Annotated in this window: 18 protein-coding genes; 16 read left to right on the forward strand and 2 right to left on the reverse strand. The window is 69.3% G+C overall.

Features of this window, described 5'->3' with window-relative positions:
* The first annotated feature begins 81 nt into the window (after positions 1-81).
* The gene (locus ACFY1U_RS06155) at positions 82-1,896 is read left to right on the forward strand and encodes an FAD-dependent oxidoreductase (RefSeq protein WP_390692963.1); all 1,815 of its coding nucleotides are present in this window, start codon (positions 82-84) and stop codon (positions 1,894-1,896) included.
* A 105-nt stretch (positions 1,897-2,001) separates the two neighbouring features.
* Here ACFY1U_RS06155 and ACFY1U_RS06160 read toward each other — a convergent pair whose 3' ends face one another.
* Entirely contained in the window at positions 2,002-2,796 is a 795-nt protein-coding gene (locus tag ACFY1U_RS06160) for a C40 family peptidase (protein ID WP_390692964.1), read from the reverse strand.
* A 766-nt stretch (positions 2,797-3,562) separates the two neighbouring features.
* Between ACFY1U_RS06160 and ACFY1U_RS06165 the strand changes: the two genes are divergently transcribed.
* From ACFY1U_RS06165 to recQ, 15 genes are all read left to right on the forward strand, one after another.
* Positions 3,563-3,922, forward strand: a complete 360-nt coding sequence (locus tag ACFY1U_RS06165; RefSeq protein WP_003992243.1) for an NADH-quinone oxidoreductase subunit A — start codon at positions 3,563-3,565, stop codon at positions 3,920-3,922.
* A 13-nt stretch (positions 3,923-3,935) separates the two neighbouring features.
* On the forward strand, positions 3,936-4,490 hold the full coding sequence (locus tag ACFY1U_RS06170; protein ID WP_007383964.1) for an NADH-quinone oxidoreductase subunit B family protein: 555 nt from the start codon (positions 3,936-3,938) through the stop codon (positions 4,488-4,490).
* Positions 4,487-5,233 (forward strand): NADH-quinone oxidoreductase subunit C, encoded by a 747-nt coding sequence (locus tag ACFY1U_RS06175; protein ID WP_390692965.1) that lies wholly within the window; start codon positions 4,487-4,489, stop codon positions 5,231-5,233. The genes ACFY1U_RS06170 and ACFY1U_RS06175 overlap by 4 nt, the downstream gene beginning before the upstream one ends.
* Positions 5,230-6,552, forward strand: a complete 1,323-nt coding sequence (locus tag ACFY1U_RS06180; protein ID WP_365833751.1) for an NADH-quinone oxidoreductase subunit D — start codon at positions 5,230-5,232, stop codon at positions 6,550-6,552. Before ACFY1U_RS06175 ends, ACFY1U_RS06180 begins: the two co-directional genes overlap by 4 nt.
* Positions 6,549-7,424 carry an NADH-quinone oxidoreductase subunit NuoE gene (nuoE, locus tag ACFY1U_RS06185; RefSeq protein WP_390692966.1) on the forward strand — a complete coding sequence of 292 codons (876 nt, stop codon included), beginning with the start codon at positions 6,549-6,551 and terminating at the stop codon, positions 7,422-7,424. Before ACFY1U_RS06180 ends, nuoE begins: the two co-directional genes overlap by 4 nt.
* A complete protein-coding gene (gene nuoF, locus ACFY1U_RS06190; protein WP_390692967.1) occupies positions 7,421-8,770 on the forward strand; it encodes an NADH-quinone oxidoreductase subunit NuoF in 1,350 nt (449 codons plus the stop codon). The genes nuoE and nuoF overlap by 4 nt, the downstream gene beginning before the upstream one ends.
* A complete protein-coding gene (locus ACFY1U_RS06195) occupies positions 8,767-11,271 on the forward strand; it encodes an NADH-quinone oxidoreductase subunit G (RefSeq protein ID WP_390692968.1) in 2,505 nt (834 codons plus the stop codon). The genes nuoF and ACFY1U_RS06195 overlap by 4 nt, the downstream gene beginning before the upstream one ends.
* On the forward strand, positions 11,268-12,629 hold the full coding sequence (nuoH, locus tag ACFY1U_RS06200) for an NADH-quinone oxidoreductase subunit NuoH (protein ID WP_390692969.1): 1,362 nt from the start codon (positions 11,268-11,270) through the stop codon (positions 12,627-12,629). The genes ACFY1U_RS06195 and nuoH overlap by 4 nt, the downstream gene beginning before the upstream one ends.
* Complete coding sequence (nuoI, locus tag ACFY1U_RS06205; RefSeq protein ID WP_099930706.1) at positions 12,622-13,263, forward strand: NADH-quinone oxidoreductase subunit NuoI; 642 nt, start codon at positions 12,622-12,624, stop codon at positions 13,261-13,263. Before nuoH ends, nuoI begins: the two co-directional genes overlap by 8 nt.
* Positions 13,260-14,102: an NADH-quinone oxidoreductase subunit J gene (locus ACFY1U_RS06210; protein WP_390692970.1), complete on the forward strand. Its 843-nt coding sequence runs from the start codon at positions 13,260-13,262 to the stop codon at positions 14,100-14,102. The genes nuoI and ACFY1U_RS06210 overlap by 4 nt, the downstream gene beginning before the upstream one ends.
* On the forward strand, positions 14,099-14,398 hold the full coding sequence (gene nuoK / locus ACFY1U_RS06215) for an NADH-quinone oxidoreductase subunit NuoK (protein ID WP_020130147.1): 300 nt from the start codon (positions 14,099-14,101) through the stop codon (positions 14,396-14,398). The genes ACFY1U_RS06210 and nuoK overlap by 4 nt, the downstream gene beginning before the upstream one ends.
* Before the next feature lie 14 nt (positions 14,399-14,412).
* Entirely contained in the window at positions 14,413-16,359 is a 1,947-nt protein-coding gene (nuoL, locus tag ACFY1U_RS06220) for an NADH-quinone oxidoreductase subunit L (RefSeq protein WP_390692971.1), read from the forward strand.
* Between the two features lie 5 nt (positions 16,360-16,364).
* Positions 16,365-17,939 (forward strand): NADH-quinone oxidoreductase subunit M, encoded by a 1,575-nt coding sequence (locus tag ACFY1U_RS06225; protein WP_390692972.1) that lies wholly within the window; start codon positions 16,365-16,367, stop codon positions 17,937-17,939.
* Entirely contained in the window at positions 17,936-19,594 is a 1,659-nt protein-coding gene (gene nuoN, locus ACFY1U_RS06230; protein ID WP_390692973.1) for an NADH-quinone oxidoreductase subunit NuoN, read from the forward strand. Before ACFY1U_RS06225 ends, nuoN begins: the two co-directional genes overlap by 4 nt.
* Before the next feature lie 171 nt (positions 19,595-19,765).
* Positions 19,766-21,754, forward strand: coding sequence for a DNA helicase RecQ (gene recQ / locus ACFY1U_RS06235; RefSeq protein ID WP_390692974.1), 1,989 nt, complete (start codon positions 19,766-19,768; stop codon positions 21,752-21,754).
* A 63-nt stretch (positions 21,755-21,817) separates the two neighbouring features.
* Here recQ and ACFY1U_RS06240 read toward each other — a convergent pair whose 3' ends face one another.
* A complete protein-coding gene (locus ACFY1U_RS06240; RefSeq protein ID WP_390692975.1) occupies positions 21,818-24,586 on the reverse strand; it encodes a fumarate reductase/succinate dehydrogenase flavoprotein subunit in 2,769 nt (922 codons plus the stop codon).
* Positions 24,587-24,593: the final 7 nt, after the last annotated feature.

A 24,593-nucleotide genomic window follows, 5' to 3' on the forward strand; every position in this document is an offset into this window, starting at 1 on the left:
TCCGTGTGATTGTGAGGATGCTGTGGGTGGCGGGAGAACGGGGTTACGGCCTGCAGGGCCCCTCCCTACCCTCCGTTGTTCATGACAACAGAACCCACGGAGCAGTCGCAGGAGAACACCGGCCACACCCGCAGACACTTCCTCGCCGGCGCCGGTGGAGCGGCCGGCGCCCTCGCCTTATGGCCCGCCGGACGGGCGGACGCGGCCGCCGCGGGCAAGCGCGTCGCTGTCCTCGGCGGCGGGGTCTCCGGTCTCAGCGCCGCCCACGAACTCGCCGAACGCGGCTACGCCGTCACCGTCTACGAGTACTACGACGTCCTCGGTGGCAAGGCCCGCTCGATGCCCGTCCCGGGCACGGGAACCGGCGGCCGGGCGCCGCTCCCGGCCGAGCACGGGTTCCGCTTCTTCCCCGGCTTCTACCGGAACCTGCCGGACACGATGCGCCGGATCCCCTTCCCCGGCAACGCGAACGGCGTCCACGGCAATCTGCGGGGCGCCACCGAGGAACTGTTCGCCCGCGGCTCGGGCCGCCCGGACCTGCACTTCCCCCTGCGCCGCGTCACCACGCCGCCCGCGCCGGGGGACATCACCCCGTCCTGGATCCGCGACCAGATCCTCTCCGTCCTGGATCTGGGCACCCGCCTGCCCGCCCACGAGGCCGCCTACTTCGCCGACCGGCTCCTCGTCCACCTCACCAGCTGCGACGCCCGCCGCGAGGACCAGTGGGAGAAGACCGCCTGGTGGGACTTCATCCGCGCCGAGGAGATGAGCGAGGAGTACCGCACCCTCCTCGGCATCGGCCAGACCCGCAACCTCGTCGCCACCCGCGCGGAGGTGGCGTCCACCCGCACCGTCGGCCGCGTCATCATCGAGGCTCTCATCCTCTGGGGCGTGCTCGGCCGAGGTCTGGACGGCGACGCCGACATCGACCGCGTCCTCAATGCCCCCACCAGCGAGGCCTGGATCGACCCCTGGGAGACCCACCTTCGCTCCCGGGGCGTCGAGTTCGTGCTCGGAACACAGGTCAGGGAGGTCGTGTACGAGGGCGGCCGCGTGACCGGGGTACGCGTCGCGGCCCGCGACGGCAGCCGGGAGCGCACGGTCACCGCCGACCACTACGTCTCCGCCATGCCCGTCGAGCACGCCCGTAGGACGTGGGGCAGGGCGCTGCGGGCGGCCGACCCGCAGCTGGCGCGCTGCGACGCCCTGCAGACGGACTGGATGACCGGCGTGATGTTCTATCTGCGCACGCCGACCCCGGTCGTGCACGGCCACATCAACTGCCTCGACTCACCCTGGTCGGTGACGGGCATCGGACAGGCCCAGTTCTGGGACGTAAGGGACTTCTCGCGCGACTACGGCGACGGACGGGCCCACGACTGCCTGTCCGCGATCATCTCCGAGTGGGACAAGCCGGGCATCCTGTACGGCAAGACGGCCAAGGAGTGCACGAAGGACGAGATCGTCGCCGAGCTGTGGGCCCAGTTGAAGGACGGTCTCAACGACGCCGGCAAGACGACCCTCAGGGACGAGGACCGCCTCGGCTGGTTCATGGACCCGGCGGTGACGGGCCTGGGCGGCCCGAACCCGCAGAACCGCGAGCAGCTCCTCATCCACCCCACGGGCACGCTCTACAACCGCCCTTCGGCCCGTACGAAGGTCCCGAACTTCTTCCTCGCCGGCGACTACGTCCACACCGATGTCGACCTGGCGACGATGGAGGGCGCCAACGAGTCCGCGCGACGGGCGGTCAACGCCCTCCTGGACGCGGACAATTCGGACGTCGAGCCGTGTGAGATCTGGGAGCTGTACCGGCCGCCGGAGATGGAGCCCCTGAAGCGGGTCGACGAACTGCGCTACAAGCTCGGCCTGCCCAACACCTTCGACCTGGGCTGAGCCTGCCCGGTACGGACCCGGCGGAATGGACGGAGGGGCCGCTGCCCCCGAGCGGCTGCGGCCCTTCCGTGCGTCCGTGCGGCACGTGTTGTGCTGCGGGGTGCGTCAGAGCACCCGCACCGCGCCGGTCGGCGGGTCGTAGGAGAGCGGCCTCTCGACCACACCGGTCGACGGGTTCTGGGCGCCGACGAACATGCCGTCGCCGACGTACACCGCCACGTGGTACGCGCTGCCCGCGCTGCCCCAGTACAGGATGTCGCCCGGCTGCAGGTTGCTCAGCGAGACCGGGGTGCCGGCGGTCGACTGGTCCTGCGAGACGCGCGGCAGGCTGATGCCGATCTGCTTGAAGGCGGTCTGCACCAGACCCGAGCAGTCGTAAGCGGACGAACCGGTCGCACCGGACACATACGCCTTACCGACCTGAGCCTTGACGAAGTTGACGATCGCGGCGGCCGAACCGGTGGCCGTGGACGTCGAGCTGCTCGGCGTGATGGCGGAGAGCGTGGTCCGCTCCGCGCTGCGGGAAGCGGCCTGCTCGGCGGCGGCCTTGCGGGCGGCCTCGGCCTTCTGCTTGGCCTCGGCCTTCTTCTTCGCCTCCGCGAGGTCCGCCTTGGCCTGCTTCGCGGCCTTTGCGGCGGCCGCGTCACGCTCGGCCTGCAGCTCGTAGTTCGCGGCTGCCTGCTGCGTGGCGTCCGCGGACTGGGCGACCTGAGTGGCCAGATCGGCCGTCAGGGTGGGCAGTTGCAGGGTCTGCGTGGTCTCGGCGGCGCTCGCCGAGGCCGACGCACCTGCGGCAGCCATGCTGAGGACGCCACCGGCAACTCCGGCGCGCACCGCGAGACTCGTGGTCGCGCTGCGGCGGGGCTTCCGGTGGCTGCGTATGTGAGCGGTGTGGGACATGAGAACAACGGGTATCAGGGGCTCCTCCATACCTTCAAGAAACGTGTGGTGCGCCACAGTTGTTCAGCCGACGGCCCGAATTCCGGGCGGCTCACTCTTTATTGACGCCGTAACGGACATTGCGGACGCGCCCCATCAGGCCCGTGATCACGGCGTTTCATGATTACGCCCGAATTGCCCCGCACCTACCACTGGTTGGGGCAGGTGGCCAAGCCCCGTTCTCAGGCGCCTCTCAGGGTGTGGCGGAGGTCACGCAACGGTCACGACAGTGTGTGCGTCTCGCGCGAAGATCACGACCCGATTGCGCTCGCGTCACGGCCGGGTTCCGCTCGTGAATGCGTGCACGCGTCCACACCGGACCGCGCGCCTCCCCCTGATGTGTGAACGCGGCGCATTATCAGGACATCTCGTCCAACACCAATTTGCATGCAAGGGAAGTCTCTTGATATTGAGACGCCCCTCCTGGGCTGCGCCGACGAGCGGAAATGTCACCTCTGGTGATCACTTGGACGCTTCGCGTGCGAAGATCACCGCTCATCCGACTTCATGATCCTTCATCAGGTGGTGGAGATCACAAAGCTTGTGTAATACCCCGTGTCGCAGATCACAGAGCGGCGGGCATAAGATGCGAGGCAGTTGGGCTTGTGACCTGCTTCACATGTTCTCGATCTTCGCCGGGACGGGCGGGGTTGGGGAGACGTATGAGGTTGGTGTGAGTCCGATGCCATCGCCAGCAGTCAGTGCCGACTGAGAGGAGCGAGGAGCGGTGAACGCGTATGCGCCCATCCTCGTACTGGGAGCCCTCGGGGCAGGCTTTGCGATCTTCTCCGTGGTCATGGCCACGCTGATCGGTCCGAAGCGGTACAACCGGGCCAAGCTCGAGGCCTACGAGTGCGGGATCGAGCCGACCCCCACGCCGGCCGGCGGCGGGCGCTTCCCCATCAAGTACTACCTGACGGCGATGCTCTTCATCGTCTTCGACATCGAGATCGTCTTCCTCTACCCCTGGGCCGTCACCTTCGACGCCCTGGGGATTTTCGGGCTCGTGGAGATGCTGCTCTTCGTGCTCACCGTCTTCGTCGCGTACGCGTACGTATGGCGGCGCGGCGGCCTGGAATGGGACTGAGGGGCCTTAACACATGGGACTCGAAGAAAAGCTGCCGAGCGGATTCCTGCTGACCACCGTCGAGCAGGCCGCGGGCTGGGTGCGCAAGGCGTCCGTCTTCCCGGCCACGTTCGGCCTCGCCTGCTGCGCCATCGAAATGATGACCACCGGCGCCGGCCGCTACGACCTGGCGCGCTTCGGCATGGAGGTCTTCCGCGGTTCGCCCCGCCAGGCGGACCTGATGATCGTGGCCGGCCGGGTGAGCCAGAAGATGGCGCCGGTGCTGCGCCAGGTCTACGACCAGATGCCGAACCCCAAGTGGGTGATCTCCATGGGGGTCTGCGCTTCCTCGGGCGGCATGTTCAACAACTACGCGATCGTCCAGGGCGTCGACCACATCGTGCCGGTCGACATCTATCTGCCCGGCTGCCCGCCACGGCCCGAGATGCTGATGGACGCCATCCTCAAGCTGCACCAGAAGATCCAGTCCTCCAAGCTCGGCGTGAACGCCGAGGAAGCGGCCCGCGAGGCGGAGGAAGCGGCGCTCAAGGCCCTGCCCACGATCGAGATGAAGGGGCTGCTGCGGTGAGCGACGCGAACGGCACCGGCAACGGTGTGAACCCCGAGAAGGATCTCGGCGCCTCCAACCTTCCCGGCCAGCGGGGCGAGGGCGGTGAGGAGATCCGCGTCCAGCGCGGCATGTTCGGCGCCAACAACGGCGGCGACACCTCCGGCTACGGCGGCCTGGTCCGCTCGGTCCGCCTCCCGGGACCGGCCGCCCGCCCCTACGGCGGCTGGTTCGACGAGGTCGCCGACGAACTGGAAGGCGCCCTGGAGGAGCAAGGACTCCTCCCGGACAACGCGATCGAGAAGACGGTCGTCGACCGCGGCGAACTCACCTTCCACATCGAGCGCGAGCACCTGCTGCGCGTCGCCCGCACCCTGCGCGACGACCCCGCCCTGCGCTTCGAGCTCTGTACCGGCGTCAGCGGGGTTCACTACCCGCACGACAAGGGCCGCGAGCTGCACGCCGTCTACCACCTGCGCTCGATCACCCACAACCGGCTGATCCGCCTCGAAGTCAGCGCCCCGGACGCCGACCCGAAGATCCCGTCCCTGGTCTCTGTCTATCCCACCAACGACTGGCACGAGCGCGAGACCTACGACTTCTTCGGGATCGTCTTCGACGGTCACCCGGCCCTGACGCGGATCATGATGCCGGACGACTGGCAGGGCCATCCGCAGCGCAAGGACTACCCCCTCGGCGGCATCCCCGTCGAGTACAAGGGCGCCCAGATCCCGGCTCCGGACCAGCGGAGGTCGTACTCGTGAGCACTTCGCAAGCCTCTCCTCGCGAGACCACTGAAGGCACCGTCTACACGGTCACCGGTGGCGACTGGGACGAGATCGTCCAGTCCGCGGCCCGCGCCGACGACGAGCGCATCGTCGTCAACATGGGGCCGCAGCACCCCTCCACCCATGGAGTGCTCCGCCTGATCCTGGAGATCGACGGCGAGACGGTCACCGAGGCCCGCTGCGGCATCGGCTATCTGCACACCGGCATCGAGAAGAACCTCGAGTTCCGCACGTGGACGCAGGGCACCACGTTCGTGACGCGCATGGACTACCTGACGTCCTTCTTCAACGAGACCGCCTACTGCCTCGCCGTCGAGAAGCTCCTCGGCATCGAGGACCAGATCACCGAGCGAGCCAAGATCATCCGGGTGCTTCTGATGGAGCTGAACCGGCTCTCCTCGCACCTGGTGTGCATCGCCACCGGCGGCATGGAACTCGGCGCCACCACGATCATGATCTACGGATTCCGTGATCGTGAAATGATTCTCGACATCTACGAGCTCATCACGGGCCTCAGGATGAACCACGCGTACATCCGGCCCGGCGGACTCGCGCAGGACCTGCCGCCCGGCGCGGTGGACCACATCCGCGAGTTCGTGAAGAAGATGAAGAAGAACCTTCCCGAGTACGACAAGCTCGCCACCGGGAACCCCATCTTCAAGGCCCGTATGCAGGACGTCGGCTACCTCGACCTGGCCGGCTGCATGGCCCTCGGCGCCACCGGCCCGATCCTGCGCTCCACCGGCCTCCCGCACGACCTGCGCAAGACGCAGCCGTACTGCGACTACGAGACATACGACTTCGACGTCCCGACCGCCGACACCTGCGACTCCTACGGGCGCTTCCTGATCCGCCTGGAGGAGATGCGCCAGTCCCTCAGGATCGTCGAGCAGTGCCTGGACCGGCTGCAGCCCGGCCCGGTCATGGTCGCCGACAAGAAGATCGCCTGGCCCGCCCAGCTCGCCCTGGGACCGGACGGGCTCGGCAACTCCCTCGACCACATCAAGAAGATCATGGGCACCTCCATGGAGGCCCTGATCCACCACTTCAAGCTGGTCACCGAGGGCTTCCGCGTGCCGCCGGGACAGGCGTACGCGGCCGTCGAGTCGCCCAAGGGCGAACTCGGGGTGCACGCTGTGTCCGACGGCGGCACCCGCCCCTTCCGGGTCCACTTCCGTGACCCGTCCTTCACCAACCTGCAGGCCATGGCGGCGATGTGCGAGGGCGGCCAGGTCGCCGACGTCATCGTCGCCGTCGCGTCCATCGACCCCGTGATGGGAGGCGTCGACCGGTGACCACCAGTTCTTCGGAGCGGGGCGTCAGCCTGGGCATGCCCGAACTGCCCGCGCCCGCCTACCCGGACGACGTCCGAGCCCGGCTCGAGGCGGACGCGCGCGAGGTGATCGCCCGCTACCCCGACTCCCGGTCCGCGCTCCTGCCGTTGCTGCATCTCGTGCAGTCGGAGGAGGGCCATGTCACGCGCACCGGGATGCAGTTCTGCGCGGACATGCTGGGCCTGACCACGGCCGAGGTCACCGCAGTCGCCACCTTCTACACCATGTACCGGCGCAAGCCGTCCGGTGACTACCAGGTGGGCGTCTGCACCAACACCCTCTGTGCCGTGATGGGCGGTGACGCGATCTTCGAGGAGCTCCAGGAGCACCTCGGCGTCGGCAACGGCGAGACCACCGACGACGGCAAGGTCACCCTGGAGCACATCGAGTGCAACGCGGCCTGCGACTTCGCGCCGGTGGTGATGGTCAACTGGGAGTTCTTCGACAACCAGACCCCGGCCAGCGCCAAGCGCCTCGTCGACGATCTGCGCGCGGGACGGGACGTCGAGCCCACGCGCGGGGCGCGCCTTTGCACCTTCAAGGACACCGCGCGGATGCTGGCCGGCTTCCCCGACGAGCGGCCAGGGGCCGTCGAGGAGAGCGGCAGTGCGGGACCGGCGTCGCTGGTGGGCCTTCGCCTGGCTAGGGGAGAGGCCGCACCCGCGCGCGTGGTCCATCCGCGGGACGGCGGCCCGCACGAGGACGAGCCGCAGGACAGGCAAGTGCACGAGCCGTCGCCGACCGAGCACCTCAGCTCACACGATGCGCCACAGGACACTTCGGCCTCCGACCCGGCCCACCCGGCAGGGCCTGCCGCCGAGGAGGGGGAGTGATGACCTTGGCACCCGAACTCAGGAACAACAGCCCCGAGAAGCTGCTCGCACCCGTGCTGTCGGCCTTCTGGGACGAGGACCGGTCCTGGACTCTGGACGTCTACCGAAGGCACGAGGGGTACGAGGGGCTCCGCAAGGCGCTCGCGATGTCCCCGGACGACCTGATCGCGTACGTCAAGGACTCCGGGCTGCGCGGCCGTGGCGGCGCGGGATTCCCGACGGGAATGAAATGGCAGTTCATTCCCCAGGGTGATGGAAAGCCGCACTATCTAGTTGTCAACGCCGACGAATCGGAGCCAGGGACGTGCAAGGACATCCCGCTCCTCTTCGCGAACCCGCACAGCCTCATCGAGGGCATCGTCATCGCGTGTTACGCCATCAGGTCTTCGCATGCCTTCATCTATCTGCGTGGTGAAGTCGTCCCCGTATTGCGGCGGTTGCACGAGGCCGTGCGCGAGGCCTACGAGGCCGGCTACCTCGGCGAGAACGTCCTGGGCAGCGGGCTGGACCTCCAGCTCACCGTGCACGCCGGCGCCGGCGCGTACATCTGCGGTGAGGAGACCGCACTGCTCGACTCGCTCGAAGGCCGCCGGGGTCAACCGCGGCTCCGTCCCCCCTTCCCTGCGGTGGCGGGCCTCTACGCGTGCCCGACTGTTGTGAACAACGTCGAGTCGATCGCGTCGGTTCCCGCGATTCTGAACCGGGGCAAAGAATGGTTCCGGTCGATGGGCAGCGAGAAGTCCCCCGGCTTCACGCTCTACTCGCTCAGCGGCCATGTCGCCAGTCCCGGCCAGTACGAGGCCCCGCTCGGCATCACGCTCCGCCAGCTCCTCGAGATGAGCGGCGGGATGCGGCCGGGCCACCGCCTGAAGTTCTGGACGCCGGGCGGCTCCTCGACGCCGATGTTCACCGACGAGCACCTCGACGTACCCCTCGACTACGAGGGAGTGGGCGCCGCCGGGTCCATGCTCGGCACCAAGGCCCTGCAGTGCTTCGACGAGACGACCTGCGTCGTCCGCGCCGTCACCCGCTGGACCGAGTTCTACGCCCACGAGTCCTGCGGCAAGTGCACGCCGTGCCGCGAAGGGACGTACTGGCTCGTGCAGTTGCTGCGCGACATCGAGGCCGGCAAGGGCGTGATGGCCGACCTCGACAAGCTGAACGACATCGCCGACAACATCAACGGCAAGTCGTTCTGCGCCCTCGGCGACGGCGCCGCCTCGCCGATCTTCTCCTCGCTGAAGTACTTCCGCGAGGAGTACGAGCAGCACATCACGGGCCGCGGCTGCCCCTTCGACCCGGCCAAGTCGACGGCCTGGGCCGACCGCACGGAGGTGAACGCATGACCGTGACCACCAGCGCTCCCACGGGTGGGGGAGAGGCGGCGGTCCCGCCGGAGGATCTCGTCTCGCTGACGATCGACGGCGCCGAGATCAGCGTGCCCAAGGGCACCCTGGTCATCCGGGCCGCCGAGCAGCTCGGCATCGAGATCCCCCGGTTCTGCGACCATCCCCTGCTCGACCCGGCCGGTGCCTGCCGGCAGTGCATCGTCGAGGTCGAGGGCCAGCGCAAGCCGATGGCGTCCTGCACCATCACGTGCACGGACGGCATGGTCGTGAAGACCCACCTCACCTCGCCGGTCGCCGAGAAGGCCCAGCACGGTGTGATGGAGCTGCTCCTCATCAACCACCCGCTGGACTGCCCGGTCTGCGACAAGGGCGGCGAGTGCCCCCTGCAGAACCAGGCCATGTCGCACGGGCAGGCCGAGTCGCGCTTCGAGGGCAAGAAGCGGACGTACGAGAAGCCTGTGCCGATCTCCACGCAGGTGCTGCTCGACCGTGAGCGGTGCGTGCTGTGCGCCCGCTGCACCCGCTTCTCGAACCAGATCGCCGGCGACCCGATGATCGAGCTGGTCGAGCGGGGCGCGCTGCAGCAGGTCGGCACCGGTGAGGGCGACCCCTTCGAGTCGTACTTCTCCGGCAACACCATCCAGATCTGCCCGGTCGGCGCACTGACCTCGGCGGCCTACCGTTTCCGCTCCCGGCCCTTCGACCTCGTGTCCTCGCCGAGCGTGTGCGAGCACTGCTCCGGCGGCTGCGCCACCCGCACCGACCACCGGCGCGGCAAGGTCATGCGGCGGCTCGCCGCCAACGACCCCGAGGTCAACGAGGAGTGGATCTGCGACAAGGGCCGCTTCGCGTTCCGGTACGCGCAGCAGCGGGACCGGCTGCAGACACCCCTCGTACGGAACGCGGAGGGCGACCTCGAACCGGCCTCCTGGCCGGAGGCGCTGCAGATCGCCGCTCAGGGACTGCTCGCCTCCCGCGGCAGGACCGGCGTCCTGACCGGCGGCCGCCTCACCGTCGAGGACGCCTACGCGTACAGCAAGTTCGCGCGCGTGGCACTCGACACGAACGACATCGACTTCCGCGCGCGCGTGCACGGCAGCGAGGAAGCCGACTTCCTCGCCGCGAGGATCGCAGGACGCGGACGTGATCTCGACGGTACGGGCGTCACGTACACCTCCCTGGAGAAGGCGCCCGCCGTTGTGCTGGTCGGGTTCGAGGCGGAGGAGGAGGCGCCCGGCGTCTTCCTGCGGCTGCGCAAGGCCTGGCGCAGGCACGGCCAGCAGGTGTTCTCCCTCGCCACGCACTCCACGCGCGGCCTGGAGAAGGTCGGTGGCACGCTGCTGCCGGCCGCCCCGGGCACCGAGACCGAGTGGCTGGACGCACTCGCGAGCGGAGTCGGACTGGAGGACGACGGGGCCAGGGCGGCCGAGGCGCTGCGCGCCGAGGGCGCGGTGATCGTCGTCGGCGAGCGGCTGGCCGCTGTGGCAGGCGGACTCACCGCAGCCGTACGGGCCGCCTCCGCGACCGGTGCCCAGCTGGTGTGGATCCCGCGGCGGGCCGGTGAGCGCGGTGCCCTCGAGGCGGGCGCGCTGCCCTCGCTGCTGCCGGGCGGACGTCCGGCCACCGATCCACGCGCGCGTGAGGAGGTCGCCGCGGCCTGGGGCCTCGCCGAACTCCCGCACCGCTACGGCCGCGACACCAGCCAGATCGTCGAGGCCGCGGCGACCGGCGAGCTGCAGGCGCTGCTGGTCGCGGGCGTCGAGGTCGCCGACCTGCCGGACCCGGCACGCGCGCGTGAAGCACTGCAGGAGGCCGGATTCGTGGTGTCGCTGGAGCTGCGCCCCAGTGAGGTCACCGAACGCGCCGACGTCGTCCTTCCCGTCGCCGCGGTCGCCGAGAAGGCCGGCACCTTCCTCAACTGGGAAGGCCGGGTGCGCTTCTTCGAGGCCGCGCTGAAGCCCGACCAGATGACCCGCCGCCTCGCGCCCACCGACGCGCGCGTGCTGCAGATGCTGGCCGACGCCATGGACGTCCACCTGGGGCTGCCGGACCTGCGCACCGTACGCGCGGAGATCGACCGGCTCGGCCCCTGGGACGGGCCCCGGGCGACGGAACCCCTGGAAACCGCCGCCCAGTTGCCGCGGCCCGCCGCCGGTGAAGCCGTACTGGCCGGGCACCGGCTGCTGCTCGACCAGGGGCTCCTCCAGGAGGGCGACGAAGCGCTCGCCGGAACCCGGCACGCCGCCCACGCGCGCGTGTCGGCCGCGACCGCCGCCGAGGCAGGCGTCAAGGACGGCGACACCATCGCCGTGACCGGTCCCTCCGGAGCGGTCGAACTGCCGCTGCGGATCGCTCAGATGCCCGACCGGGTGGTCTGGCTCCCGCTGAACTCCGCAGGCGGGGGCGTCGCCTCCGACACCGGGGCGCTGCCCGGCGCTCTCGTCCGTATCGGCCCGGCGACGCTCGTCGGCGAGGCCCCCGAGGAGGTGGAGGCATGAGCCCGTACCTCGCCGCAGAAGACCTCTCGATGTTCGGCCGCGACCCCTGGTGGCTGGTCGTCGTCAAGGCCGTCTTCTGCTTCGCCTTCCTGATGGTGACCGTGCTGTTCTCCATCGTCTGGGAGCGCAAGGTCGTCGCCTGGATGCAGCTGCGTATCGGCCCCAACCGGCACGGCCCCTGGGGCATGCTCCAGTCGCTCGCCGACGGCATCAAGCTGATGCTCAAGGAAGACGTCATCGTCAAACGCGCGGACAAGGTCGTCTATGTCCTCGCGCCGATCGTGGCGGCCATCCCGGCCTTCATGGCGATCGCGGTGATCCCCTTCGGCCCGGCCGACAACGAGATCTCGATCTTCGGCCACCGTACGACGATGCAGTTGACCGACCTGCCGATCGCGATGCTGTACATCCTCGCGGTCGCCTCGGTCGGCATCTACGGCATCGTGCTGGCGGGCTGGAGTTCCGGATCCACCTATCCGCTCCTCGGCGGCCTGCGCTCCTGCGCACAGATGATCTCGTACGAGATCGCCATGGGCGCCGCCTTCGCCTCCGTGTTCCTCTACTCGGGATCGATGTCGACCTCGACGATCGTCCAGCAGCAGCACGACCGCTGGTACATCGTCCTGCTGCCGGTCTCCTTCATCCTCTACATCGTCACGATGGTCGGCGAGACCAACCGCGCCCCCTTCGACATGCCGGAGTCCGAGGGCGACCTGGTCGGCGGCTTCAACACCGAGTACTCGTCGATCAAGTTCGCGATGTTCATGCTCGCCGAGTACGTGAACATGGTGACGGTCTCGGCCGTGTCGACCACCCTCTTCCTCGGCGGCTGGCGCGCCCCCTGGCCGATCAGCACCTTCTGGGAGGGCGCCAACCACGGCTGGTGGCCGCTGCTCTGGTTCGTGATCAAGGTGCAGCTGCTGCTGTTCTTCTTCATCTGGCTGCGCGGCACGCTCCCTCGGGTCCGCTACGACCAGCTGATGAAGCTCGGCTGGAAGGTCCTCATCCCGGTCTCCGTGGTCTGGCTGATGCTGGTCGCGACCGTCCGGGCCATGAAGAACGAGAACTACGACTTCGCCGACATCGCCCTCTACATCGGCGGCGGCGTCCTCGCCCTGCTGCTTCTCTCGTTCGTCGCCGACATCTTCCGCAAGGGCGGGAAGGCCGAGCAGCCTGCCGAACAGGCCGCCGGATTCGACCCGATGGCGGGCGGATTCCCCGTACCGCCACTGCCCGGACAGGAGTTGCCGCCGGTTCCGAGGCGCAGTCCGCGCCGCGAGCGAGAGCTGATTGTCAGTGGTGGGTCGGATACTGCCAGTGACGGATCTTCGGATGGAAAGGAGGCGTCCGATGGCTGAGGAGCCCAAGGAGACCAAGCCCGGTTTCATGAACCCCGTCGCAGGCTTCGGCGTGACCTTCAAGGCCATGTTCAAGAAGCGGCTGACCGAGCAGTACCCGGAGCAGCAGAAGACCACCGCTCCCCGGTTCCACGGACGGCACCAGCTCAACCGCCATCCGGACGGCCTGGAGAAGTGCGTCGGCTGCGAGCTGTGCGCCTGGGCCTGCCCCGCCGACGCCATCTACGTGGAGGGCGCCGACAACACGGACGAGGAGCGCTACTCGCCGGGCGAGCGGTACGGGCGCGTGTACCAGATCAACTACGCCCGCTGCATCCTGTGCGGCCTGTGCATCGAGGCGTGTCCCACGCGCGCGCTCACGATGACCAACGAGTTCGAACTCGCGGACAGCAGCCGCGCCAACCTCATCTACACCAAGGAGCAGCTGCTCGCCGGCCTCGAAGAGGGCATGGTCGACAGCCCGCACGCCATCTACCCGGGGATGGACGAGCAGGACTACTACCGGGGGCTCGTCACCGAGGCCGCGCCCGGAACCGAGCGCCAGGTGGCTCTCTCCAAGGGCGAGGTCGTCCAGGAGGCCGCCTCCACCTTCGGTGAGGACGAGCCCGCCTCGGAGAAGGTGATCGGCCGATGAGCGCGCAACTCGCCGCCTACTCCACCTCCACCGGAGAGGCCCTCCAGTTCTGGGTCCTCGGTACCGTCGCCGTCATCGGCGCCCTGGCGACCGTCTTCATGAAGAGGGCCGTGCACAGCGCGCTCTCGCTCGCCGGCACCATGATCATCCTGGCGATCTTCTACCTCGCCAACGGTGCCTACTTCCTGGGCATCGTGCAGATCGTCGTCTACACCGGCGCGATCATGATGCTGTTCCTGTTCGTGGTGATGCTCGTCGGCGTGACGGCCGCGGACTCCCTGAAGGAGACCATCAAGGGCCAGCGCTGGCTGGCCCTTCTGTGCGGGCTCGGCTTCGGCGTCCTGCTGCTCGCCGGGATCGCCAACGCGTCCCTCAAGGAGTTCAACGGCCTGGGCGACGCGAACGCCCACGGCAATGTGGAGGGCCTCGCGACCCTCATCTTCACCAAGTACGTCTTCGCCTTCGAAATCACCGGCGCCCTGCTGATCACGGCCGCGGTCGGGGCGATGGTGCTCACGCACCGCGAGCGCACCGAACGCGCCAAGACCCAGCGCGAGCTGTCCGAACAGCGCGTCCGCGAAGGCAAGTACGTGCCGCCGCTGCCGGCGCCCGGCGTGTACGCCCGGCACAACGCGGTGGACATCGCGGGCCTGCTGCCCGACGGCACCCCGTCCGAGCTCACGGTCAGCAAGACGCTGCGTGAACGCGGCCAGATCCGTGACGTGTCGGCCGAGGCGCTCAACGACCTGCGGGCGCTGGAGCAGCGTGCGGAGGAGCGCCTGGAGCGGACCGCGATCGATCCGGCGAACCTCAAGCGGGCCGAGGAGGCGTCGAAGTGAACCCGGTCAACTACCTCTATCTCGCCGCCCTGTTGTTCACGATCGGCGCCACCGGCGTGCTGATCAGGCGCAACGCGATCGTCGTGTTCATGTGCATCGAGCTCATGCTCAACGCCTGCAACCTCGCGTTCGTCACCTTCTCCCGGATGCACGGCAATCTCGACGGCCAGATCATCGCCTTCTTCACGATGGTCGTCGCCGCCGCGGAGGTCGTGGTCGGCCTCGCGATCATCGTGTCCCTGTTCCGTTCCCGCCACTCGGCCTCGGTCGACGACGCCAGCCTGATGAAGCTCTGAGGGGTCGCTGAATCGTGGAGAACCTGATTGCGCTGCTGGTGGCGGCGCCACTGCTCGGAGCGGCCGTACTGCTGTGCGGCGGCCGGCGGCTCGACGCCGTCGGCCACTGGATCGGCACGGTCCTCGCCGGCGCCTCCTTCGTCATCGGCGTCGTCCTCTTCGCCGACCTGCTCGGCAAGGACGCCGAACACCGCACCCTGATGCAGCACCTGTTCAGCTGGGTCCCGGTCCAGGGCTTCCAGGCGGATGTCGCCTTCCGCCTCGACCAGCTGTCGATGACGTTCGTCCTGCTGATCACCGGCGTCGGCTCGCTGATCCACCTGTACTCGGTCGGGTACATGGAGCACGACGAGCGCCGCCGCCGCTTCTTCGGCTATCTAAACCTGTTCCTCGCGGCGATGCTGCTGCTCGTCCTCGCCGACAACTACCTGCTGCTGTACGTCGGCTGGGAGGGCGTCGGCCTCGCCTCCTACCTGCTGATCGGCTTCTGGCAGCACAAGCCCAGTGCGGCGACCGCGGCGAAGAAGGCCTTCCTGGTCAACCGCGTCGGCGACATGGGCCTGTCCATTGCGATCATGCTCATGTTCACGACGTTCGGGACCTTCGCCTTCGGGCCGGTCTTCAGTCACGTCGGAGACACCTCCGAGGGCAGGCTGACGGCCATCGCCCTGATGCTCCTGCTCGCCGCCTGCGGCAAGTCCGCCCAGGTGCCGCTGCAGTCCTGGCTCGGGGACGCGATGGAGGGCCCGACCCCGGTCTCGGCCCTCATCCACGCCGCGACCATGGTGACCGCCGGTGTCTACCTCATCGTCCGCTCCGGAGCGATCTTCAACGCCGCGCCCGACGCGCAGCTGGCGGTCACCGTGGTCGGTGCCGTCACGCTCCTGTTCGGTGCGATCGTCGGTTGCGCGAAGGACGACATCAAGAAGGCGCTGGCCGGCTCGACCATGTCGCAGATCGGCTACATGGTGCTGGCGGCGGGCCTCGGCCCCATCGGCTACGTCTTCGCGATCATGCACCTGGTGACGCACGGCTTCTTCAAGGCCGGGCTCTTCCTCGGCGCCGGATCGGTCATGCACGGCATGAACGACGAGGTCGACATGAGGAAGTACGGCGGCCTGCGCAAGTACATGCCGGTCACCTTCATCACCTTCGGCCTCGGCTACCTCGCGATCATCGGCTTCCCGGGTTTGTCCGGCTTCTTCTCCAAGGACAAGATCATCGAGGCGGCCTTCGCGAAGGGCGGCACCGAGGGCTGGATCCTCGGCGGCGCGGCCCTGCTGGGCGCGGCCATCACCGCGTTCTACATGACGCGCGTGATGCTGATGACGTTCTTCGGCGAGGAGCGCTGGCGCAACCAGCCCACCCGCTCCCCGGAGGCGCCGAGCGCGGAGCCCGCCGCCGAGCACCACGGCGAACACGCGGAACCGCACCCGCACGAGTCCCCGAAGGTCATGACGATCCCCATGATCGTGCTGGCCGTCGGCTCGGTCTTCGGCGGCGCGTTCTTCAGCATCGGCGACCGCTTCCTGCACTGGCTGGAGCCGGTCACCGGCCACAGCGAGGGCAACTCCCCGCTCAGCGCGGCGGCGGTCACCGGCGGGACGATGGTCTGCCTGCTCATCGGCGTCGGCATCGCCTACGCCATGTACGGCCGCCGCCCGGTCCCGTCCGTCGCCCCCCGCGGATCGCTGCTCACCCGAGCCGCCCGGCGCGACCTGCTGCAGGACGACTTCAACCACGTCGTCCTGGTCCGCGGCGGCGAACACCTCACGCGCTCCCTGGTGTACGTCGACCACACCCTGGTCGACGGTGTCGTCAACGGCACGGCTGCCTCGGTCGGCGGCCTGTCCGGGCGCCTGCGCAAGCTGCAGAACGGCTTCGCGCGGTCGTACGCGGTCTCGATGTTCGGCGGTGCGGCGCTCCTCATCGCCGCGACCCTGCTGATGAGGGCGGTCTGATACCGATGTCCTTTCCTCTGCTGACAGCGACGGCGGTGCTCCCGGCAGTCGGGGCCATCGCCACGGCCGCCGTGCCGGCCGCGCAGCGCACCGCCGCCAAATGGCTCGCGCTGATCGTCTCGCTCGCCACACTCGCCCTCGCGATCGTGGTCCTGGTCCGCTTCGACCCGGACGGCGGCCGTTACCAGCTCACCGAATCCCACGCCTGGATCAAGGACTTCGGGGTCAGGTACGAGCTGGGCGTCGACGGCATCGCAGTGGCGCTCATCGCGCTGACCGCGCTGCTGATCCCGTTCATCATCCTCGCGGGCTGGCACGACGCCGACCCGCTGGAGACAGGCAGCAAGCGGTGGCGGCCGACGCAGGGCTTCTTCGCCCTGATCCTCGGCGTCGAGGCGATGGTGATCATCTCCTTCGAGGCCACCGACGTCTTCCTCTTCTACATCTTCTTCGAAGCCATGCTGATCCCGATGTACTTCCTCATCGGCGGCTTCGGGGACCGTGCCCACGAGCACGGCGAGGAGGCGGCGTCGACGCAGCGGTCGTACGCGGCTGTGAAGTTCCTCCTCTACAACCTGGTCGGCGGCCTGATCATGCTGGCCGCGGTGATCGGCCTGTACGTGGTGGCCGGGAACTTCAGCCTCCAGGAGATCGCGCAGGCCCGCGCCAACGGCTCGCTGCACATGGCGACCAGTACCGAACGCTGGCTGTTCCTCGGCTTCTTCTTCGCCTTCGCCGTGAAGGCACCGCTGTGGCCGCTGCACACCTGGCTGCCCAACGCCATGCAGGAGGCCACCGCCCCGGTCGCCGTCCTCATCACCGCGGTCGTCGACAAGGTCGGCACCTTCGCGATGCTCCGCTTCTGCCTCCAGCTCTTCCCGGAGGCCTCGAAGTGGGCGACGCCCGCCATCCTCGTCCTCGCCCTGATCAGCATCATCTACGGGGCGCTGCTCGCCGTCGGGCAGCGGGACATCAAGCGGCTGGTCGCCTACGCGTCGATCTCCCACTTCGGATTCATCATCCTGGGCATCTTCGCGATGACCAGCCAGGGTCAGTCCGGAGCGACGCTCTACATGGTCAACCACGGCATCTCCACCGCCGCGTTGATGCTGGTGGCGGGCTTCCTGATCTCCCGGCGCGGCTCGCGGCTCATCGCCGACTACGGCGGTGTGCAGAAGGTCGCCCCGGTCCTCGCCGGCACGTTCCTGGTCGGTGGCCTGGCCACCCTGTCGCTCCCCGGTCTCGCGCCGTTCGTGAGTGAGTTCCTGGTGCTGGTCGGCACGTTCACGCGCTACCCGGCCATCGGGATCATCGCCACCTTTGGCATCGTGCTCGCCGCGCTCTACACCCTCGTCCTCTACCAGCGGACGATGACAGGCCCGGTGAAACAGGAGGTCTCCGCGATGCCGGACCTCAGGGCCCGCGAACTCGTGGTCGTCGCCCCCCTGATCGTGTTGCTGATCTTCCTGGGCGTCTATCCGAAGCCGGTCACCGACATCGTCAACCCGGCGGTGAAGTCGACCCTGTCCGACGTACACAAGAAGGACCCCAAGCCTGAGGTGGAGGCGGTGGCCAAGTGAGCACATCAGCCGTCCACAGCCTGTGGACAACGGCGGCAACCGCGGCCGATCCGATCTCGAAGATCCCCGCGCCGAAGATCGAATACGGGCAATTGTCACCCACCTTGATCGTCGTGGGCGCGGCGATCGTCGGGGTGCTGATCGAGGCGTTCGCGCCGCGCAGGTCCCGTTACTACGCCCAGGTGTTCGTGTCCGCGGTCGCGCTCTGTGCCGCCTTCGCGGCGGTCGTCGCGCTCGCGGCCGGCGGATACGGCACCACCAAGGCGCACATCGCGGCGATGGGCGCGATCGCGGTCGACGGGCCGTCCCTGTTCCTGCAGGGCACGATCCTGCTGGCCGGACTGGTCGGCCTGTTCACCTTCGCCGAGCGGCGCCTGGACCCGGAGGCGCACGGCAACCGCGTCGACTCGTTCGCCGCGCAGGCCGCGTCCGTGCCCGGCAGCGACAGCGAAAAGGCGGCCGTGAAGGCCGGGTTCACCACCACCGAGGTGTTCCCGCTGCTGCTCTTCGCGATCGCCGGCATGCTGGTCTTCCCCTCGGCCAACGACCTGCTGACCCTGTTCGTGGCCCTGGAAGTCTTCTCGCTGCCGCTGTACCTGCTGTGCGCCCTGGCCCGCCGCAAGCGGCTCATGTCGCAGGAGGCCGCGGTCAAGTACTTCCTGCTCGGAGCGTTCGCCTCCGCTTTCACACTGTTCGGCATCGCGCTGCTCTACGGCTACGCCGGCTCCGTGTCGTACGCGACGATCGCGCATGTCGTCGACGGGTCGGTCACGAACGTCGACCCGGCGCTCGCCAACACGATGGGCAACGACGCGCTGCTCCTCGTCGGCGGCGCCATGATCGTCATGGGGCTGCTGTTCAAGGTCGGCGCCATCCCGTTCCACATGTGGACCCCGGACGTCTACCAGGGCGCACCGACCCCGGTGACCGGGTTCATGGCGGCGGCGACGAAGGTGGCCGCGTTCGGTGCGCTGCTCAGGCTGCTCTACGTCGTCCTGCCCGGCCTGCGCTGGGACTGGCGGCCGGTCATGTGGGCCGTCGCGATCGTCACCATGCTCGGCGGCGCGATCGTCGCGATCACGCAGACCGACATCAAGCGGCTGCTGGCGTACTCGTCGATCGCACACGCCGGATTCATCCTCGCGGGTGTCATCGCCACGTCGAAGGACGGCGTCTCCTCCGTCCTCTTCTACCTGGGCGCGTACTCCTTCGTGACCATCGGCGCCTTCGCGGTGGTGACCCTGGTGCGCGATGCGGGCGGCGAGGCGACGCATCTGTCCAAGTGGGCCGGTCTCGGCCGGCGCTCACCGCTCGTGGCGGCCGTGTTCGCGGTGTTCCTGCTGGCCTTCGCCGGCATCCCGCTGACCTCCGGCTTCGCCGGGAAGTTCGCCGTGTTCAAGGCGGCGGCGGAGGGCGGGGCGGCCCCGCTGGTCGTGATCGGTGTGATCTCGTCCGCGGTCGCGGCCTTCTTCTACATCCGCGTGATCGTGCTGATGTTCTTCAGCGAGCCGCGGCCCGAGGGCCCGACGGTCGCCGTGCCGTCGCCGCTGACGATGGCCGCGATCGGGCTCGGCGTCGTGGTCACGCTGGTGCTCGGTGTGGCACCGCAGTACTTCCTGGACCTGGCGAGCCAGGCGGGAGTGTTCGTGCGCTGACCTATCTGCGCGGACCTGCATTGCATGGGTGTGGGCCCCGGTTCCCGAACAGGAACCGGGGCCCACACCGCCGTAAGGAGGGGGCCGGGCCTGTGGATAACTCTGGGGCTGTCAGTGCGGGCCCCTATCGTGGAGGCAGTGGTCGAGGGACGACGTACGGGGGACGGAACTATGGGTGGGATGGGCGGGATCAGCGAGATGCCAGGGGTGACCGAGAGCGAGGCGCTGGCCACGCTGTACCGGGTCTTCGGCTACGAGGCCTTCCGCGGCGAGCAGGAAGCCGTCATCGAGCATGTGGTGACCGGCGGCGACGCCGTGGTGCTCATGCCGACCGGCGGCGGCAAGTCGCTGTGCTACCAGATCCCCGCCCTGGTCAGACCCGGCACAGGCATCGTGATCTCGCCCCTCATCGCGCTGATGCAGGACCAGGTGGACGCGCTGCGGGCGCTCGGCGTGCGCGCCGGGTTCATGAACTCCACGCAGGACTTCGACGAGCGCAGGGTCGTTGAGGCCGAATACCTCGCCGGCGAGCTGGACCTGCTGTACCTCGCACCGGAGCGACTGCGGCTCGATACGACGCTGGACCTCCTCTCCCGTGGCAAGATCGCGGTCTTCGCGATCGACGAGGCACACTGCGTGTCCCAGTGGGGCCACGACTTCCGCCCGGACTATCTCTCCCTGTCCCTCCTCGGCGAGCGCTGGCCGGACGTCCCACGGATCGCGCTCACGGCCACGGCCACGCACGCCACGCACCAGGAGATCACCCAACGGCTGCACATGCCGACGGCCCGGCACTTCGTCGCGAGCTTCGACCGGCCCAACATCCAGTACCGGATCGTGCCCAAGGCCGACCCCAAGAAGCAGCTGCTGAGCTTCCTACGGCAGGAGCACGAGGGGGACGCGGGCATCGTGTACTGCCTGTCCCGCAAGTCGGTGGAGTCGACGGCGGAGTTCCTGTCACGCAACGGCATCGAGGCGGTGCCCTATCACGCAGGCCTGGACGCAGGCACGCGGGCGGCCCACCAGTCCCGCTTCCTGCGGGAGGAGGGCCTGGTCGTGGTCGCGACCATCGCCTTCGGCATGGGCATCGACAAGCCGGACGTCCGGTTCGTCGCCCACCTCGACCTGCCGAAGTCGGTCGAGGGCTACTACCAGGAGACGGGACGCGCCGGCCGGGACGGGCTGCCGTCGACGGCATGGATGGCGTACGGCCTCAACGACGTCATACAGCAGCGCAAGCTGATCCAGTCCGGCGAGGGCGACGAGGCGTTCCGGCGCCGGGCCGCCGCCCACCTCGACTCGATGCTGGCGCTGTGCGAGACCGCCCAGTGCCGGCGAGGCCAGTTGCTCGCCTACTTCGGCCAGGATCCCGACCCCGCGGGCTGCGGCAACTGCGACACCTGTCTGGTCCCGCCGGAGACCTGGGACGGCACGGTGGCCGCGCAGAAGGTGCTGTCGACGGTGGTGCGGCTGCAGCGGGAGCGGGGGCAGAAGTTCGGTGCCGTGCAGATCGTCGACATCCTGCTCGGCAAGCGCACGGCGAAGGTGATCCAGTTCGACCACGACCAGCTGTCCGTCTTCGGCATCGGCGAGGAGCTCGAAGAGGGCGAATGGCGGGGCGTCGTACGGCAGTTGCTGGCGCAGGGGCTGCTCGCGGTCGAGGGGGAGTACGGCACGCTGGTGCTGACCGAGGCCAGCGGGGCGGTGCTCCGGCGCGAGCGGGAGGTACCGCTGCGCAAGGAGCCGAAGAAGCCGGCGACCTCGCGCTCGGCCTCGGGCACCTCCGGCAAGGGCGAGCGCAAGGCCAGGGCCGCGGCGGCCGATCTGCCCGAGGAACTGCAGCCCGCGTTCGAGGCGCTGCGCGCCTGGCGCGCCGAGCAGGCCCGGGAACAGGGCGTCCCGGCGTACGTCATCTTCCACGACGCCACGCTCAGGGAGATCGCCACCGCCTGGCCGACGTCCGTGACGCAGCTCGGCGGCATCAGCGGGGTCGGTGAGAAGAAGCTGGCGACCTACGGGGAAGGGGTGCTGGAGGTGCTGGCCTCACTGGGCGGCGCACCTCACACGGCTCCCGCCGGGGATGCCGGTGCGGGAGCCGGTGCAGGCGCCGAGGACGACTGGCCCGAGATGGACGCGGAGCCGGAACCGGACTGGATATAGGGACGGGCCGGCCGGTCGGCGCCAGCCCGCAGCGGAGGGCATGTCACAGGGCCCGGGGCGCCGTCACAGCCCCCGCGCCGCGTACGCCCTGACGTCCGCGTCCGGGTCCGACGTGACGGTGGCGAGGGCCGCCCGGGCCTCTGCGGTGCCGTTGTGCCGGGTCAGGGCGAGCACCGCCGCCTTGCGCACGTCGGCGTTGGTATCGGCGAGCGCCTTGGCGAGGGCGGGCACGGCCGTGTCGGCGGCCGCGGCGGCCAGAGCGGTGGCGGCACCGGCGCGGACCTGCCACGCCGGGTTGGCCAGCGCGGCCACGGCACGCGTGGCGAGCGGGGCCGGGCAGCCGACCGTGGCCAGCGCGCCGAGCGCGGCGCCGCGCACCAGGGGGTCGCTGTCCTCGGTGAGCCGGTCCAGGGTGCCGGTGAGCAGTTCCCGGCCGCTCTCTGCACGGGCCTTGGGGCTGACGGCGGCGAGCGCCTTGGCCACGGTGACGCGGACCTCGCGCGAGGCGTCGGCCGCCGCACGGGACAGCGGTTCGACGGCGTCGACCGAGACGAGCGCGCGGACGGCTTCGATACGGACGGCGATGTCGGGATCGTCCAGGGCCCCGGCGAACACGCCGGCGTCCCCCAGGCGCAGGGCGCGCAGTACGTCGAGGGCGGCAGCGCGGACCACGGGGTCGGCCTCGGCGACCGCAGCGGTGAGGGCGGCACCGAGGTCAGGTTCGGGCGGGAGGGTCTCGACCAGCTCCCGCAGCGAGGCCGCGGCCGCCGCACGCACGTCTCCGTCGGGGTCGCTGAGGGCACCGGCCAGGGCCTGCCCGGTGCCGGGCGGCACCGTCTCGGTGAGGACCGAGACCGCGGTGCGCCGCACGGCGGCGTCGAGGTCGGTCAAGTAGGGCGCGATCGCGGCGAGTTCCGGCTGCTCCTCGGCCAGCTCCAGCAGCTCCAGGAGCCGGGGCGAGGCGGTCTCGACCGAGCCGTGGCCCACGGGTGGTGTGGCGGCACGTGCGGAGCTCGGCCCCGTGGCGACGGGCGCCACGTCCCGCGACCCGGCGGTCGCCACGTCCTCGGCGTGGACCTCGCCGATGTGCCGGGACGGGCCGCCCACGGGCGTGAACTCGTCGACGGGAACCAGATAGGGAGCCACGGGACGGGCCGTGAACTCCATCGAACCGGAGGGGGACTTGTGCAGATCGAGGTGGTGGAACCAGGAGGCGTCGTCGCGCCTGGGGTGGTCGATGCGGTCGTGGTAGAGCCCCCAGCGCGACTCCGTGCGGGCCAGGGAGGCCCGCGCGGCCATTTCCGCGCAGTCGCGGATGAAGGAGACCTCGGCGCAGCGCATCAGTTCGTGCGGGGTGCGAGCACCCATCGCCGCGATGTCGTCGCGCATCCGCTCGAAGGCCTCCAGCGCCAGGGACAGGCGGGCGCCGGACTTCGGCGGCGCCACATAGTCGTTCACGAAGCGGCGCAGTTTGTACTCGACCTGGGTCTGCGGGGGGCCGTCCGGGTTGCGCAGTGGGCGGTAGATCAGTTCGTGCGCCTTGTGCAGCTGCTCCTCGGGCAACTCGCCCTCGTAGGCCTGGTACTGGGACGCGTCCGCGCCCGCCAGGTCGCCGAAGACGAAGGCCCCGATCATGTAGTTGTGCGGCACGCAGGCCAGGTCGCCGGCGGCGTACAGGCGGGGGACTGTCGTGCGGGCGTGGTCGTCGACTCGTACGCCCGAGGCCGAATGGCCGCCGCACAGACCGATCTCGGAGATGTGCATCTCGACGTCGTGGGTGCGGTAGTCGTGACCCCGGCCGGCGTGGAAGGTCCCCCGCGTGGGCCGCTCCGTCGAGTGCAGGATCGACTCCAGGGAGGAGATCGACTCCTCGGGGAGGTGGCTCAGCTTCAGGTACACGGGACCCCGGTCGCTGGCGACCTCTGCCGCGAACTCGGCCATCATCTGGCCCGACCAGTAGTCGGAGTCGACGAAGCGTTCGCCGTGCCGGTTGACCTGGTAGCCGCCGAAGGGGTTGGCGACGTAGGCGCAGGCGGGCCCGTTGTAGTCCTTGATCAGCGGGTTGATCTGGAAGCACTCGATGCCGGTGAGCTCGGCGCCCGCGTGGTAGGCCATGGCGTAACCGTCACCGGCGTTGGTCGGGTTCTCGTATGTGCCGTACAAGTAGCCGGAGGCCGGGAGCCCCAGTCGGCCGCACGCGCCGGTCGCCAGGATCACCGCGCCCGCCCGCACCACGACGAACGCGCCGGTGCGCGTGTTGAAGCCGACCGCCCCCACCGCGCGCCCCTCGGCGGTGAGCACGCGCACCGGCATCACCCGGTTCTCGATGCGGATCCGCTCCCGCATCTCGCGCCGCCGCAGCTGCCGGTACAGGACCTTCTTGACGTCCTTGCCCTCCGGCATCGGCAGGACGTAGGAGCCGGAGCGGTGGACCTGGCGGACCGCGTAGTCGCCGTGCTCGTCCTTCTCGAACTTCACGCCGTACGATTCCAGGCGCTGCACCATGCCGAAGCCGCGGGTGGCGGTCTGGCGGACGGTGGACTGGTCGACGATGCCGTCGTTGGCGCGGGTGATCTCGGCGACGTAGTCGTCGGGCTCGGCACGGCCGGGAATGACCGCGTTGTTGACGCCGTCCATGCCCATGGCGAGCGCGCCGGAGTGACGGACGTGGGCCTTCTCCAGCAGGAGGACGTTCGCGCCGTGCTCGGCGGCGGTCAGCGCGGCCATGGTGCCGGCGGTGCCGCCCCCGACGACGAGGACGTCGCAGCGGATCTCCTCGGCGTCGGTGGGCGCGGGGATCTCCAGGGGCGTGTTCAAGGAGGGGGTGGTCACCGGGGGG

The organism is Streptomyces sp. NPDC001351, assembly GCF_042896045.1.
In the GTDB taxonomy this organism is placed as follows: Bacteria; Actinomycetota; Actinomycetes; order Streptomycetales; family Streptomycetaceae; genus Streptomyces.